This window comes from Variovorax davisae, assembly GCF_030316845.1.
GTDB lineage: Bacteria > Pseudomonadota > Gammaproteobacteria > Burkholderiales > Burkholderiaceae_C > Variovorax > Variovorax davisae.
This window is the reverse complement of record NZ_JASZYS010000002.1, coordinates 616,246-631,644: the sequence shown is the minus strand read 5'-3', so window position 1 is coordinate 631,644 and position 15,399 is coordinate 616,246. Positions and strand designations below refer to the sequence as shown.

Below are 15,399 nucleotides of genomic sequence, written 5' to 3'. Positions count from 1 at the left end.
GCGCCGATTCACTTGTTGGGGTTGAGCAGGGCCTTCGCGCCGGTCGCATGGCGCGAATAGACGCCGATCTGCGCCAGGCCCAGCGCCTCGACCAGCGAGAGTTCCGCCGTGTAGTGGCTGGCGAAGGTGGTCTTGAGCTCGGCCGCCACCCGCGCCTTGAGCTTCGCGGCGCCCTCGGGCCCGATCTTCTGCAGGAACGGGAACAGCAGCCAGCCCCCCATGCCCCAGGTCATTCCGAAACCGCGCGTGAATTCGGTCGGACCGCGGTCGAGCCCGCCGTAGATGTAGACCTGCTTGTGGGTGCTGGAGCCGTAGCGGCTGTATTCGGTGGCGGTCTTGTTGAGCGCCGCCTCCATGCAGGTCAGGATCTGCCCGGCCAGCTTGCCGCCGCCGATGGCGTCGAAGGCCAGCGTCGCGCCGGTGGCCACCAGTGCGTCGGTCAGGTCCTGCATGAACGTGGGCGATGCCGTGCTGCAGACGTATCTGGCGCCCAGGCCGCGAAGGATGTCTTCCTGTTCCTTCTTGCGCACGATGTTCACGAGATCGATGCCGTCCTTGAGGCAGATCCGGTTCAGCATCTGCCCCAGGTTCGAGGCCGCGGCGGTGTGGACCAGGGCCTTGTGGCCCTCGCGCCGCATGGTCTCGACCATGCCGAGCGCGGTCAGCGGGTTGACGAAGGCCGACGCGCCCTCGGCCGGCGTCTGGCCGTCGGCCAGCGCCATGCACTGGGCGGCGGCGATCGTGCGGTACTGCGTGTACATCGCGCCGCCCAGCACCGCCACGGTCTTGCCGAGCAGGGCCTGGGCTTCGGGTGCGGCCCCCGCGGCGACGACCACGCCGGCGCCTTCGTTGCCGACCGGCATCGACTGGTCCAGGCGCCCGGCCATGCTTTTCAGCGCGGCTTCGGGGATCTCGGCGCTGACGACCGGCCGCGACGCCGTGCCCGACGCCTTGGCGGTGCGCAGGTCGGCGGCTCCGAACAGCAGGCCGAGGTCGGACGGATTCATCGGCGCGGCCTCGACCCGGACGATCACTTCGTGGGCGGCCGGCTGGGCGATCGCCTCCTCGGTGAGCGACAGGGTGAGTTGGCCGTCGCGGCTGACGAGCGAGCGGATCTGGAGGGTGGTGGCGGGCAGTGTCATGGGGGAGTCTCCGGGCTGGGCGGCCAGTATAGGAGCCGCGACCCGCGCGCGCCCGGAACCCGTTCTCAGGGCGCCAGGTCGGCGGCGCCGGCGTCCGGATAGGCCAGCACGCGGTCGATCCGCTTGCCCTCGAGCGCCGCCACCTCGAAGCACCAGCCGGCGCAGTCGATGCGCTCGCCCACCTCGGGCAGCTGGCCCGAGACGAACATCAGCAGCCCGGCGACCGTGTTGTAGCGCCCGCGATCCTCCTCGGGCAGCTCGCGGATGCCCAGGCGGGCGCGCAGCTCCGACACCGGCATCAGGCCGTCGAGCTCCCAGACGCCGTCCGGCCGTTCGCGGGCCCAGGCTTCGTCATGGGTGGCCACCTGCAGTTCGCCGGTGATCGCTTCCAGCAGGTCGCGCGGCGTCATCAGGCCCTGCACCACGCCGTATTCGTCGACCACGAAGACCAGCCGGCCGGCGTGCGAGCGGAACTGTTCGAGCAGTTCCATGCCGGTCAGCGTCTCGGGCACGAACACGGCGGGCTGGGCGGCCTGCTCGATCGATCCCTCGTGCGCGGGGCCCAGCCGCAGCAGATGGGCCACGCTGATCACGCCGACCACGTCGTCGAGCGAGCCGCGGCACACCGGATACCAGGAATGGACCAGGTTCAGCGCCCCGGCGGCCGACACCTTCTGCAGGCTCTGGGCCACGCTCCAGGAGGCATCCAGCCATTCGATGTCGGCCCGCGGGATCATCAGCGAGGCCAGCCGCCGGTCGTCGAGGTGGAACACGTTGCGCACCATCTGGTGCTCGTGCATCTCGATCACGCCGGCGTCGACGCCCTCCTCCAGGCTGGCGGAGATCTCTTCCTCGGTCACCACCCGGGCGGCGTTCGAATCGATGCGAAGCAGCTTCAGCGTGGCGGCGGTGGCGCCCGACAGCAACAGCACGAAGGGCTTGGCGCCGGTGGCCAGGCCGCGCATCGGCCGGGCCACGAAGCGCGCCACCGGCTCGGGATAGAGCTGGCCGATGCGCTTGGGCACCAGCTCGCCGAAGATGATGGTGAAGAAGGTGATGCAGCTCACCACCACCGCGGTGGACGCGATGCTGGCGCTGCCGGCGCCCAGGCCCCAGGCCTGCATCTGCAGCGACAACGGCTCGGCAAAGGCCGCCTCGCCCACGATGCCGCTCAGCATGCCGATCGAGGTGATGCCGATCTGCACGCTGGACAGGAACTGCGTCGGATCCTCCATCAGCTTGAGCGCCGCCGCGGCGCCCGCATCGCCGGTCTCGGCCAGTGCAGCGAGGCGGGCGCGGCGGCTGGTGGACAGGGCCATTTCGGACATTGCGAACAACGCGTTGAGCGTGGTCAGCAAGGCCAGGAGAAAAACATCCATGAACGCGGGAGAGAATGGGGATCATGGCACTTTACTTGATCGGTGACGTGCAGGGCTGCGACGCGCCCCTGCAGCGCCTGCTGGACGACATCGCCTTCTCTCCCAGCCGCGACACCCTGGTGGTGCTCGGCGACCTGGTCAACCGCGGGCCGGCATCGCTCGCGGTGCTGCGGCGCATGCAGGCCTACGGGGCGGCCGCGCAGAGCCTGCTGGGCAACCACGACCTGCACCTGCTCGGGGTGGCCCACGGCGCGCGCAAGGCGGGCCGCAAGGACACGCTGCGCGACGTGCTCGATGCGCCCGACCGCGATGCGCTGCTCGACTGGCTGCGCCAGCAGCCGATGGCGCTGCACCGGCGCCTCGGCGGCGCCGACCTGCTGATGGTGCATGCCGGCGTGCTGCCGCAATGGAGCGTCGCCGACACGCTGGCCGCGGCCGCCGAACTCGAAGCGGTGCTGCGCGGGCCCTCGCTGCCCGACTTCCTGCAGACCATGTACGGCAACGAGCCGGCGCAATGGAGCGACGCCCTCTCGGGCAGCGCGCGGCTGCGGGTGATCGTCAACGCGCTGACGCGGCTGCGCTTCTGCAGCGCCGAAGGCGTGATGGAGTTCGACAGCAAGGACGGGGCGGCGGCGCCGCCGGCGGGCTTCATGCCCTGGTTCGACGTGCCCGGCCGGGCGAGCGCGGTCGCGACCGTGGCCTTCGGCCACTGGTCGACACTGGGCTGGAAGTCACGGCCCGACCTGCTGTCGACCGACACCGGCTGCGTCTGGGGCGGCTGCCTCAGCGCGGTGCGCATCGGGCCCAGCATGCAGGACCGCGAATTGATCCAGGTCGACTGCCCGCAGTCCCAGAAACCCGGCTGAGCCGCCGGGCATCAGCTGGGTTCGGCGGCCTTGAACAGCGCCGGCACCTTGCGCTTGGTCTTGATGTTGGCCGAGATGCCGCGAGACGGCGCGGCCTTGGCGGCGGCTTCCCAGGCCGGGGCGCCCTCGCGCTCGACCGGTGCCTCGTAGGGCTGCTCGAAGAACGGATCGCGCGGCGCCGAGGGCGCGCGGTGCGGACGGGTGCCGCGCACCGGCCGGCCTTCGGCGCGCTCGCGCGGGCGCTCGAGGGTGTCGAGCACGTCGCGGGCGTCGCCCGCCTCGCCCTCTTCGCGCCAGTGGCGGCGGCCGTCGTTGATGCGGCCGCGCGGGCGGTCTTCCTCGAATTCGACCGGCTCGAGCTCGATCTTCTTCTTGATCAGCTTCTCGATGTCGGCCACCAGGCGGACGTCGTTGCCGCCGCTGGCGAAGCTCACGGCCAGGCCCGAAGCGCCGGCGCGCCCGGTGCGGCCGATGCGGTGGACGTAGTCCTCGGCGTTGAACGGGATGTCGAAATTGAACACCGCCGGCACGTCCTTGATGTCCAGGCCGCGGGCGGCAACGTCGGTCGCCACCAGCAGGTCGACCTCCCCGGCCTTGAAGGCGGCCAGCGCCTTCAGGCGCTCGTCCTGGCTCTTGTCGCCGTGCAGCGCGGTGGTCTTGAGGCCTTCGCGCTCGAGCGAGCGCGCCAGCCGGGCACAGCCCAGCTTGCTGTTGACGAAGACGAAGGCCTGCGTGATGCCGCGCTGGCGGATGATCTGCTTGAGCGCGCGGCGCTTGTCGTCGTCGCTGACGCTGAAGAAGCGCTGCTCGACGGTGGAGGCGGTCTCGTTCGGCCGCGCCACTTCGATCGTGACCGGGTTCTGCAGGTAGCTGCCGGCCAGCCGCTTGATCTCGGGCGAGAAGGTGGCCGAGAACAGCAGCGTGGTGCGCTGCTTGGGCAGGTACGAGAGGATGCGCTGCAGGTCGGGCAGGAAGCCGATGTCGAGCATCCGGTCGGCTTCGTCGAGCACCACGTACTCGACCTGGTTCAGCACCGCGTTCTTGGCCTCGATGTGGTCCAGCAGCCGGCCCGGCGTCGCCACCAGCACCTCGACGCCCTTCTTGAGCTCGAGCGTCTGGGGCTTCATGTCGATGCCACCGAACACCACCGCGCTGCGCAGGTTGGTGTACTTGGCGTAGAGCGCGACCTGCTGCGCGACCTGGTCGGCCAGTTCGCGCGTGGGCAGCAGCACCAGCGCCCGCACCGGATGGCGCGCCGGCGAGGTCGAGCTGTTCTCGTGCTTGAGCATCCGCTGCAGCAGCGGCAGCGAGAAGGCTGCCGTCTTGCCGGTGCCGGTCTGCGCCGCACCCATCACGTCCTGACCCGACAGAACCACCGGAATGGCCTGTTCCTGGATCGGCGTCATGGTCTCGTAGCCCATTTCGGCGACGGCACGCGCGAGGGGTTCGGCCAGGGAAAGATTGGAGAAGGAGCTTGTCATTAAGCCTTCTATTGTCGCACTTTGGCGAAAAACGGCAGTGACAGCGCGGTGACCGGCCGTTTCAGCCCCCCGAAACTAGAGGGATTTGGCCGCGAAAGTGTCGCAATCCTGCATGTTCCCCGACTTGAACCCGGCCCCGAACCAGCGCTGGCGCTGGGCGCTGGTGCCGTGGGTGAAACTGTCGGGCACGATGGCGCGGCCGGCGGAGCGCTGCAGGGCGTCGTCGCCGATCTTCTGGGCGGCGTTCATGGCGGCCTCGATGTCGCCCGGGTCCAGCCACTGCTTGGACTGCTGCGAATGGTGGGCCCAGACGCCCGCCAGGCAGTCGGCCTGGAGCTCGACCCGCACGCTCAGGGCATTGGCCTGCGCCGGGCTGACCCGGCCGCGCATCTGGTCGACCTTGGCCGTGATGCCGAGTTCGTCCTGCACGTGGTGGCCGATCTCGTGCGCGATCACGTAGGCCTGGGCGAACACGCCGGGCGCGCCGAGCTGGCTCTTGAGGGTGTCGAAGAAGCCCAAGTCGATGTAGACCTTCTGGTCGCCGGGGCAATAGAAGGGCCCCATCGCCGACTGGCCGGTGCCGCAGGCGGTGGGCGTGGCGCCGCGGAACAGCACCAGGCGCGAGGGGGTGTAGCTGCCACCGTTCTGGCGGAAGATGTCGCTCCAGACCACTTCGGTGTTCTTGAGCACGGTCGAGACGAAGCGGGCCTCGGTGTCCTCGGGCGGCGGCTTGTGAGCCGGCCCCTGCTGCACCTGGGGCGCCTGCTCGCCGCCGCTCAGCAGGCCCAGCACGGTCAAGGGGTTGATGCCGAAGATCCAGCCGGCGATCAGCGCCACCGCCACCGTGCCGATGCCGACACTGCGGCCGCCGATGGGAAATCCGCCGCCGCCCCCGCCGCCGCCACGTCGATCCTCGACGTTGTCCGATTGTTCGTTGCCTTCCCACCGCATGACTCGCTCCTTGCCGTCTCCGGGACGGCTGTCGCGGAATGGTACGCGCTCAGCGCGCCGCCACGTAACCGACGTTCATCACGTCGCGGGAGGGTTTCTGCCGGGCCGGTGCGGCCGGCGCGGTCGCGGCCGCTGCGGCCGCCGCCGCCGCGTAATGGGCCTCGGCCTTGCGCACCTGCGACCGCGTCACCACGGCCATGGCCACCACCTGGACCAGCACCAACGCCGCCAGGGTCGCCAGCAGCAGCAGGCGGTAGGGATGGATCTCGCGAAGGCGCTGGAAAATCGGCATGTTCTCGTTCCTCGTGGCCCCGCGGACGCCGCGTGGGATGGAAGGAGAGAATGCCGGGGCGGGCCCTGGGGCACAGGTCCCGCAGCGCCCGATCGGCTGTAGGACCGCGCCGAAGACAGCCTGTCGGCGAACGACGGTCTCAGGCCTTGGGCAGCGTCACACCGCGCTGGCCCTGGTACTTGCCGCCGCGGTCCTTGTAGCTGACCTCGCAGACCTCGTCGCTCTCGAAGAACAGCACCTGGGCGCAGCCTTCGCCGGCGTAGATCTTGGCCGGCAGGGGGGTGGTGTTGCTGAACTCCAGCGTCACGTAGCCTTCCCACTCGGGCTCGAAGGGCGTGACGTTGACGATGATCCCGCAGCGCGCGTAGGTGCTCTTGCCCAGGCAGATGGTCAGCACGTTGCGCGGAATGCGGAAATACTCGACCGTGCGCGCCAGCGCGAAGCTGTTGGGCGGGATGATGCAGCTGTCGCCGTGGAAGTCGACGAAGCTCTTCTCGTCGAAGTTCTTCGGGTCGACCACGGTACTGTGGATGTTGGTGAAGACCTTGAACTCGGGCGCGCAGCGGATGTCGTAGCCATAGCTCGAGGTGCCGTAGCTGATGATGCGGTGGCCGTCCTGCTCGCGGATCTGGCCCGGCTCGAAGGGCTCGATCATGCCGTTCTTCTCGGCCATGCGCCGGATCCACTTGTCGCTCTTGATGCTCATGTCGGGGTCCTTCCTGGGGCCGCTATTCTAGGCAGCCCGCGGCGCTACCCCGCCTGGGAGATGACGGTGCGCTCGATCAGGCGGTCGTCGCCGAGCACGATCAGCGAGAACAGCAGCTCCTCGAGGTTGTTCGCCAGCCCGGTCTTGCGCGCCAGCAGGGGGGTGGCCTTCGGGTCGATCACCAGGAAGTCGGCCTCGCAGCCCGGCTGCAGGTTGCCGATGACGCCGTCGAGCCCGAGCGCCCTTGCCGCGCCGCCCGTGTGGCGCCACCACAGCTGCGACGGCGCGATGCTCACGCCGGGCTTGGTCTGCCCCTCGCGGCCCACGTAGTAGGCCGCCAGCATGGTCGCGAAGGGGCTGAAGCTGGTGCCGCCGCCGACGTCGCTCGCCAGGCCGTAGCGGTAGCCGATGCGGTCGGCGCCCTCGAAGTCGAAGAAGCCGCTGCCGAGGAACAGGTTGCTGGTCGGGCTGACGGCCGAGGCGGTGCCGGTGTCGCGCATCAGGCGGCGGTCGTCGTCGTCGAAGTGGATGCAGTGGGCGTACACGGCGCGCTCGCGCATCAGGCCGAAGCCGGCATAGACGTCCAGGTAGGAGCGCGCGTGCGGGAACAGTTCGCGCGCCCACTTGACCTCGTCCTTGTTCTCGGCCACGTGCGAATGGACCCACGTGTCGGGGTACTTGGCCGCCAGCTCGCCGGCGCCGCGCAGCTGCGCATCGGTGCTGGTGGGGGCGAAGCGGGGCGTGATGGCGTAGCCCAGCCGGCCCCGGTTGTGCCAGCGGCGGATCAGGGCCTCGGTGTCGACCAGGCTCTGCGCGGTCTGGTCGCGCACGCCGTCGGGCGAATGCCGGTCCTGCAGCACCTTGCCCGTGATCATGCGCAGCTGGCGCCGTTCGGCGGCCTCGAAGAAGGCCTGCACCGACTGCGGGTGCGAGGTCGCGAAGGTCAGGGAGGTGGTGACGCCGTTGCGCAGCAGCTCGTCGAAGAACACCTCGGCCACCTCGGCCGAGTGGGCCGGATCGGCAAAGCGGCTTTCGGCCGGGAAGGTGTAGTTCTCGAGCCAGGGCAGCAGGCCGTCGGCCGGCGCGCCGATGATGTCGGTCTGCGGAAAGTGGATGTGCATGTCGACGAAGCCCGGCGCCAGGATGCGTCCGGGCCAGTGCGTGACCGCCACGCCGGGGTGGCGCGCCGCGACCTCGGCATGGGCCCCGGCGTCCTGCACCCGCTGCCGGCCCTGGGCATCGGGGCCGACCACCAGCAGGCCGTCGGTGTCGAACAGCGCTTGGCCGGTGGCGTCGAAGCGCAGGAGGGAGGCTCGGTAGGCGTGCATGGCTCGGAGGGTAAGGCAGACGCGGCGGTATGCAATGTGCATGCGCATATGAAGGCTATATGTCACGAACGGGGCACCCGCCCGCCGGACGCCCGACCGGCCGCCGTCGACGCTCGAACATAATCCGGCACCCATGAAAGTGCTTCTCGTCGCGAACTACGAACCCGATGGCCAAAACAGCATGCTCGCCTTCCGGCGTGTGCTGGAGCGCGAGCTGCCCCGCCTGGGCTGCGAGGTGCGGGTGGCCGCCCCGTCGCAGCGGGTGCTGCGCTTCGCGCCCTCCGAGCGCTGGCGCAAGTGGTTCGCCTACATCGACAAGTTCGTGCTGTTCATCCCCTCGCTGGTGCGGCAGGCGCGCTGGGCCGACGTGGTGCATGTCACCGACCACTCCAACGGCATGTACATCCCCTGGGTCGACGGCCGCCCCAATGTCATCGCCTGCCACGACGTGATCGCGATCCAGGCGGCGCGCGGCATGGTCGCGGGCTGGCACGTGGGCCGCAGCGGCCGGCTGTTCCAGCGACTCATCGTGCGGGGACTGGCGCGCGCCGACGTGATCGCCTGCGCCTCGGACCTGACCCGGCGCGACCTGCTGGCGCTCGACGTGGCGCAGGCGTCCAAGGTGGTGCTGGCGCGGCACGGCCTGAACGACGAATTCGCGCCCCTGCCGCCCGCCGAGGCACAGGCCCTGCTGGCGGGGCTGGGCCTGCGGCCGCAGGAGCCCTACCTGCTCCACGTGGGCCTCGACCTGCCCCGCAAGAACCGCCGGCGGGTGCTCGAGACCTTCATCGCGCTGCACGAGCGGGCCGCCGCCGCGTCGCGGCCGGCCCTGGTGCAGCGGCTGGTCTTCGTCGGCCCGGACCTGGGGCCCGAGCTGGCGCAGCTGGCCCAGCGGCACGGCGTCGCCGACCGGGTCACCACCCTGCAGGGCCTCTCGCACGCCCAGATCCGCGCCGCCTATGCGGGCGCCACCGCCCTGCTCTTCCCCTCGCTGCAGGAGGGCTTCGGCTGGCCGGTGATCGAGGCGCAAGCCTGCGGCTGTCCGGTGTTCACCTCCGACCTCGCGCCCATGAACGAGATCGGCGGCGAGGGCGCGGTCTACGTCGACCCCGGTGACCCGCTGGCGATGGCCGAGGCCATCGAACAGGCGACGCCGCGCCTGGCCGAGCTGCGCCAGAAAGGGCTCGCCAACGCGGCCCTCTACACCCCGGGCCAGATGGCGGCCGCCAACGTCGCCGTCTACCGGCTGGCGATCGAGAAGCGCGAGGCGAAGCGATGAAGCGGCTGGCGGCGCTGGCGGTCGTCTTCCTGCCGTGGGCGCTGAAGCGCTGGCTGCTGCGCCGCGTCTGGGGCTACCGGATCGCGGACGGTGCGCGGATCGGGCTCTCGTACATCTTTCCGCACCACCTGGTGATGGAGGAAGGCGCCCGCATCGGCCATCTGAACGTCGCCATCCACCTGGAGCGGATGGAATGCGGGGCGCATTCGATCATCGAGCGCGCCAACTGGATCACCGGCCACCCGCTCGGTGGCGGGCACTTCGGCCACCGGCCCGGGCGCGATCCGGCCCTGGTGCTCGGCGCGCACGCCGCGATCACCAAGCAGCACATCATCGACTGCACCGACAAGGTCGAGATCGGGGCCTTCACGACCCTCGCCGGCTACCACTCGCAGCTCATCACCCACGGCATCCAAGTGGTGGACGGCCGCCAGGACTGCCAGCCGATCCGCATCGGCGCCTACTGCCTGGTCGGCACGCGGGTGATCGTGCTCGGCGGCGCCGCCCTGCCCGACCGCTCGGTGCTGGCGGCGGGCTCGGTGCTCAACAAGGCCCACGACGAGGAATTCGCGGTCTATGCGGGCCAGCCTGCGGTGCGGGTCAAGGGCATCGCCCCCGAGGCCGCGTACTTTCACCGGCCCCGGGGCTTCGTGGACTGAGGGTTCGCGGGCGCCAGGGCGCAGGCTCACAGGTAGCTCATCGTGAAGGTCATGCCGGTGTTGGCCGACCCGGCCCCCACCTGCGGGCCGGTCTGGTAGTAGCGCGCCCGCAGCGGGATCGTGTAGTCGCCGCCGGTGGCGGCGTTGTAGCCGCTCAGGGTCCTGGGCGTCCCCAGGGGGAACACGTTGCCGGCGCCATCGAGCAGCTGCAGGCCGACGCCGGTGGCGGTGGACGTGCCGTCCAGCGCCACCACGCTGTTCGCGCTGTTGACGATGGCGGTCACGGCATCGACCTGGTACTTGATCATGCCCAGTCCGGCCGGGCAGTTGTTCAGGCCGATCGCGAAGGTCTTCGAAGCCGTGGCCGAGCCCGGCCCGCCGAAGTCGGAAGTCTTGCTCGGCGGCATCGTCACGAGCACATCCGGCGTCTGGCAACTCAGCACCGTGACCTGGGTCGCGGCGGTGGTGAGGGTGACGATCATGGAGGTGTCATAGGCCCCGTTGGCAAAGGATTGCGCCTCGGCCACCGACGCGGGGCCGACCACGCCGGAAACGATCGGTCCGGTTTTCACCAGCACCGCGCGCAACTGGCCGCCATTCGGCCTGAGTTCGGTGGAGTTGCACAGCTGGCCCGTCTGCCGGGAGCCGGTCACCGGCACCCAGGCGGCCTGCCAGCCGCAGCCATTGGAATAGACCTTGGCACCCATGGCGATGCCGACGCCGGGCAGGTTGGTGTCGTACACCGGATAGGTCGCGCCGTTGTCGACGATCGTCACGCCCGATGCACCCGCCACCAGAGTCCTGAATGCCGCGCCGATGGGCTCCTGCACATTCGAGGAGCAGGTCCACCAGTTGGGCTCGGCCACGGTCGCCGCCCAGCCGCCCAGCAAGGTCCCCACGGCGGCATCGCGCGGCACCGCGACCGAGGCGGGCATGGGCACGGTCACTGTCCGCGCCGTTCCGGTGCAGGTCGTCGTCGCCTGCGCGCCGGACGACAGGACGATCAGTCCCAGTCCCACCAGCATGCCCATCACGCCGATTCGTCCAAGAAATTTCATTGCGGTTCTCTCCGTCATACACAGGTTCATCGGCAGGCGGCGTCCACGGCCGGATAGGACCCGGGGCGGGCGGCATCGCCGGGGGGCAAGGCATAGTCGAGCCGGCACGACGAGGCGGCGTCCTGGCCCCACCGGACCGTGAGCGTGCCGCGGTCGCTCTTCAGGCCGCGCGCGATGATCCGGCCCGCCTGGGCCACCGTTCCGACGTTGTGGCCCTCGGCGTCGAAGACCTCGGCGCCGAAAGGCAGCGGCGCGCCATCGCCGGCATCGACGCGCAGGAAGGCGGCCCGCCCGGCGTTGTCGGTGACGAACTGCACGACCAGCATCGCGCCCGCCGTCGGTGCCACGCGCTGCTCGGTGGCCTCGAGTTCCACGTTGATCGGCAGGCCCTTGGGATCGATCTCGATCTGGTTGCTCGCGAACGGCGTCAGGTTCGACACGACGGCATGGCCCCACGGGTCCACCCGCAGGCCGCTGCCGCCGGTGACGCGGGCGCCGCTCGCGTCCTTGGCCCGGACGATCGCGAGGGTGTCGCCCACGGTCGGCGTGAAGGCGACGCCGCCCGCGTAGGCCACCACGCCGCCCGAGACGCCGGCGCCGACCTGGGTGTAGTTGCTGCTTCGGCCCGCGCTGCCGGTGAAGGTGGCCAGCGGCGAGGCATACGCCGCGTTGGCGCCGAAACTGGTCGCGCTGCCGTCAGCGCCGCCGCTGTGGCCAGCGTTCAGCCCGTAGGTAAAGGCGTTGTCCTCGCCCAGCGCACCGGTCACGACCTGCTGCACGCCGTGGGCGCCGTTGGGCTCGCGCTGCAGGCTGGTCATCGCGGACGGCGCCTGCGGCCCCTTGCCCAGCGGCACGCTGAAATTCACCATCAGGCGGTTGTCCCACCGGCTGGCCAGCGGATCGTATTGCCGGACGGCGGAGACGCCGTAGTTGAGCCGCTTGTAGCGGTTGCTGTAGCCCAACTGGAACTGGGTATCGCTGCCGCTGCGGTTCCAGTAGTTCTGGCTCGAGGCGGAGACGAAGAACGAGCCGTAGCCCTCCGGCAGCCCCTGGTTCAGGATCAGCTGGAGCCGGCCGCGCTGGCTGTCCCTCCCGGCCAGGCCCGGCTCGCGGCCTTCCAGGTCACGCAGCGCCATGGCGTCGGCCAGGCTGAGATAGCCACGGCTGGAATAGCGGTAGGCGGCCACCGTCAGGTGGGTCTGGGTCGGTGCGACCAGCTTGCTGTAGCTCAGTCGCGCGCTGTGTCCGTTGCGGTCGGGCTGGTTCTGCAGACGCGTGCCGGCCTGGGTGATGTCGAAGCCGACAGCCCCGTAGTCGGTGTTCAGCGCGAGGCCGGCCAGGCCGGCCGAATAGCCCTGGGCCACCGTCAGCCCGCCGTAGCCCGTCAGCAGGTTGGTGAAGCCGTGCTGCACGGTGGCCTGGAGCATCGCCGGCGTGCGCTGCACGCTGGGGTTGCGGTACTGGCCCGCGGTCAGGCTGTAGCGCGTCACGCCCGGGCGCAGCGCGTTCACGGCGGCCGCGTAGGGCACCCTGGAGGTGTGAACGCGCCCATCGGCCTCGGTCACCACGACCTCGAGGTCGCCGCCGTAGCCGGTCGGATAGAGGTCGTCGATCTCGAAGGCGCCGGCCGCGACCGTCGTTTCGTAGAGGATGTTGCCGCCCTGGCGCACCTGCACGCGCGCGTTGCTGTTGGCGATGCCGCGCACGACCGGCGCGTAGCCGCGCTGCGATTCGGGATACATCCGGTCGTCGCTCGCCAGCTGGATGCCGCGAAAGCCCACGCTGTCGAACAGCCGGCCATCGGTAAAGGCCTCGCCCAGCACCAGTTGGCTCCTGATCGAGGTGATGCCGCGCTGGACATGGGTCTGCACGCTCTGGTAGCGCGTGCCGGCGTGGTCGCCGCTGCTCAGGTTGCCGTCATGGCGAAAACGCCACGCGCCCAGGTTGACGCCGCCGTTCAGTCCCACGTAGCCGCGCGTCGATGCGAGCCCCTGCGACTCGGCGCGGTAGGTGCTGGCGTTGTATTGCAGGCGGGCGGCGGTCACGCCGTCGTCCCAGTACTTCGGGTCGACGTAGCCGCGCGCCCGGCGCGACAGCGCGATCTGCGGCACGGTCAGGTCGAGCCGCTGTTCGCCGTTGTCGAAAACCGCGGTGGCGGCCTCGATCAGTTCGGGCAGGGTCGCGCACGCCTCGGCGCCGGCTTCCAGGCGCCCCTGGGCACCGGCCCCGAGCTTGCCCAGGTCGACGCCGATGCGCTCCAGCATCGCGCGGTCGAAGCACGGCTGCACATCGCTGCCGTCCGCGCCGACCGGCCGCAGCACCACTTCCCCGCGGCCGAGCCAGCTCTGGTTGACGTAGAGGTCGGCGCGGTGCGTGCCGGCCAGTGCCGCGTTGCCCTTGTTGAAACGGGTGAAGTCGATCCGGGCACCGCCCGGCTGCTGCAGAAACAAATCGCTGAACTCGACCTGGGCCACCCGTTGCACGGCCGGGTCCGCGGCCGCGCAGGCGCCGGCGAACAGCCCCAGCACCAGCGCGCTGGTGGGACGCAAGCGGAACAAGGAAGTGGGATGTGGATTCTTCTTCTGCATCGATGGAAGGGGCGAACGAGGACAAGGCGCCGCCCTGCCGGCATGCGCGGCATTCCAAAGGCGGTGCTGCTTCGGGTGTTGGGCGCGCGGGGCCTCCGGGCCCGGCGCAGGCTGGCGTCGACCTAGGGGGCAGCCAGGGGCGCCTCGCCCCGGGTGGCACCGCCGTGGTCGTTGACGGCGTGATAGCGGACCTTGGCATCCGCACCCCGGGGTGCGTCGCCGGTGAGCGGGAACACCATCGTCTGGCCCGGAGCGATCATCTCGCCGTCGTCGAAGCGGGCGGTCTGGCCTCCGCCCACCAGCTCCAGCGAAGCGAACGAGACGTGGTAGGGCGTGGGGTTGCGCCCTTCGAGCGCCACCCGCGAGCCGGTTTCCACCCGGCGCCAGCGGACCTGCGCCGGCGCGTCGTTCGCCAGGCCCTGCAGCCCCGCGGGCCGGAAGAACAACTTGATGCGGGAGCGAAAAGCCATCTGCAGCTTGTTGACCTCGCTGTCCTCGGCGCCGGGCTTCGGCGGGACTTCGAGCACGTTGAGCCAGAACACGGACTCCCGGTCCTGCGGCAGCGCCTCGCCGGTGTGGAGGATGCGCAAGGTCTGCGCCTTGCCGGGATCGATGCGCGCCACCGGCGGCGCCACGGCGAAGGGGACGTCGATGGAGGAAGGGCTGGCCTTGGGGTCGCCCTTGTCGATCCAGGCCTGCGTCAGCGCCGGCGCTTGGCCTTCGTTGCCGAGCTTGACCGTGGTCTCGCGATCCTTGGCCTGGTAGATGATCCGCGTGGCCGCGATGACGACGGACGCCTGCGCCTGCAGGGCGCAGGCGCAGGCGAGCGCCAGCACGCCGCCGGCCCATGCGGTCTTGATCGTTCGTTTCATGAGGAAGGCGGATCGGCCAGCGCCGAGCCGCGGGAGAAAGGGAGCAGGGAAGCGGGGTCGGCCATGGGCATGCCCGCCGCCCCGCCAAGGCTGCGCCGATGCGCGGCGCCCGTCAGGGCGCCACGCATGGCCGCAGATCACTGATAGACGATGGTGTACATCACGCTCGAGTCGGCGGCGCCGGCGGTGGCCGTGCCGGTCGACACGTATTGCGCGAAATACGGCAGGGTGGCCGAGCCGGCGCTGATCGGCGCCGACTTCGAATTCTGCGAAGCCTCGGCGAAGCCGGCCTTGATCTCGGTGAGGTCGCCGTTCAGCAGGCCGATCTGCACGTTGGTTGCCCCGCCCGCGTCCAGCTTCAGGTTGCCGGTGACGCCGTCGGTGGTGACGCCGGGTTCGAAGTAGGCGCGCGCGTTGCCGCTGTCGGGCGTGCAGTTCGTGAGTGCGATGGTGAAGGGCGTGCGGCCCGCGGTCTGGCCGGCGGTCGACAAGGTGGTGACGGCCACGGTCGGCAGCGTCACCGTGAAGTCCTTGGCGCCGGAGCCATTGCCATTGATCGTGCAGGTCTGGGCCGTGATGTTGCCCTTGAAGGTGATGGTGCCATCCCCGTTGTCGGCGGCCGATGCGAGTTGTGAAACGAGGGCCGTGCCGGCAACGGCGAGAGCGGCGAGGAACTGGGGGGTCGTTTTCTTCATGGTGCGGAAACAGTCGATTCGTCTGGAAAATGAAAGCGGAGGGACGGGGCCACAGTGGCCTCGCTTCCCTCCGCCAGATCCGGATTGAATCGAATTCGCTCTC

The 15,399-nt window shown here is 70.1% G+C and carries 14 protein-coding genes; 3 read left to right on the top strand and 11 right to left on the bottom strand.

Annotated elements, in window-relative coordinates; all coding sequences use genetic code 11:
• Positions 1-8: 8 nt before the first annotated feature.
• Positions 9-1,142, bottom strand: a complete 1,134-nt coding sequence (locus QTI33_RS07270; protein ID WP_286505112.1) for a zinc-binding dehydrogenase — start codon at positions 1,140-1,142, stop codon at positions 9-11.
• Between the two features lie 65 nt (positions 1,143-1,207).
• A complete protein-coding gene (locus QTI33_RS07265) occupies positions 1,208-2,521 on the bottom strand; it encodes a hemolysin family protein (protein WP_286505111.1) in 1,314 nt (437 codons plus the stop codon).
• 23 nt (positions 2,522-2,544) lie between these two features.
• Between QTI33_RS07265 and QTI33_RS07260 the strand changes: the two genes are divergently transcribed.
• Complete coding sequence (locus QTI33_RS07260; protein WP_286505110.1) at positions 2,545-3,387, top strand: symmetrical bis(5'-nucleosyl)-tetraphosphatase; 843 nt, start codon at positions 2,545-2,547, stop codon at positions 3,385-3,387.
• Positions 3,388-3,398: 11 nt separating this feature from the next.
• Here QTI33_RS07260 and QTI33_RS07255 read toward each other — a convergent pair whose 3' ends face one another.
• The 5 genes from QTI33_RS07255 to guaD all read right to left on the bottom strand — a co-directional run bounded on the left by QTI33_RS07255 (position 3,399) and on the right by guaD (position 8,145).
• Positions 3,399-4,868, bottom strand: a complete 1,470-nt coding sequence (locus QTI33_RS07255; protein WP_286505109.1) for a DEAD/DEAH box helicase — start codon at positions 4,866-4,868, stop codon at positions 3,399-3,401.
• Positions 4,869-4,943: 75 nt separating this feature from the next.
• On the bottom strand, positions 4,944-5,819 hold the full coding sequence (ypfJ, locus tag QTI33_RS07250; protein WP_286505108.1) for a KPN_02809 family neutral zinc metallopeptidase: 876 nt from the start codon (positions 5,817-5,819) through the stop codon (positions 4,944-4,946).
• A gap of 49 nt (positions 5,820-5,868) precedes the next feature.
• Positions 5,869-6,111, bottom strand: coding sequence for a hypothetical protein (locus QTI33_RS07245; protein ID WP_286505107.1), 243 nt, complete (start codon positions 6,109-6,111; stop codon positions 5,869-5,871).
• Positions 6,112-6,250: 139 nt separating this feature from the next.
• On the bottom strand, positions 6,251-6,817 hold the full coding sequence (gene dcd, locus QTI33_RS07240; protein WP_286505106.1) for a dCTP deaminase: 567 nt from the start codon (positions 6,815-6,817) through the stop codon (positions 6,251-6,253).
• Positions 6,818-6,861: 44 nt separating this feature from the next.
• Positions 6,862-8,145, bottom strand: a complete 1,284-nt coding sequence (gene guaD, locus QTI33_RS07235) for a guanine deaminase (protein WP_286505105.1) — start codon at positions 8,143-8,145, stop codon at positions 6,862-6,864.
• A 133-nt stretch (positions 8,146-8,278) separates the two neighbouring features.
• Between guaD and QTI33_RS07230 the strand changes: the two genes are divergently transcribed.
• Positions 8,279-9,424, top strand: coding sequence for a glycosyltransferase family 4 protein (locus QTI33_RS07230; protein WP_286505104.1), 1,146 nt, complete (start codon positions 8,279-8,281; stop codon positions 9,422-9,424).
• Positions 9,421-10,083, top strand: coding sequence for an acyltransferase (locus QTI33_RS07225; RefSeq protein WP_286505103.1), 663 nt, complete (start codon positions 9,421-9,423; stop codon positions 10,081-10,083). Before QTI33_RS07230 ends, QTI33_RS07225 begins: the two co-directional genes overlap by 4 nt.
• Before the next feature lie 26 nt (positions 10,084-10,109).
• Here the strand turns inward: QTI33_RS07225 and QTI33_RS07220 are convergent, their stop codons facing one another.
• From QTI33_RS07220 to QTI33_RS07205, 4 genes are all read right to left on the bottom strand, one after another.
• A complete protein-coding gene (locus QTI33_RS07220; protein ID WP_286505102.1) occupies positions 10,110-11,141 on the bottom strand; it encodes a fimbrial protein in 1,032 nt (343 codons plus the stop codon).
• Positions 11,142-11,167: 26 nt separating this feature from the next.
• On the bottom strand, positions 11,168-13,699 hold the full coding sequence (locus tag QTI33_RS07215; protein WP_506555361.1) for a fimbria/pilus outer membrane usher protein: 2,532 nt from the start codon (positions 13,697-13,699) through the stop codon (positions 11,168-11,170).
• 152 nt (positions 13,700-13,851) lie between these two features.
• Entirely contained in the window at positions 13,852-14,601 is a 750-nt protein-coding gene (locus QTI33_RS07210) for a fimbria/pilus periplasmic chaperone (RefSeq protein ID WP_286505100.1), read from the bottom strand.
• Between the two features lie 137 nt (positions 14,602-14,738).
• Positions 14,739-15,296, bottom strand: a complete 558-nt coding sequence (locus QTI33_RS07205) for a fimbrial protein (protein ID WP_286505099.1) — start codon at positions 15,294-15,296, stop codon at positions 14,739-14,741.
• Positions 15,297-15,399: the final 103 nt, after the last annotated feature.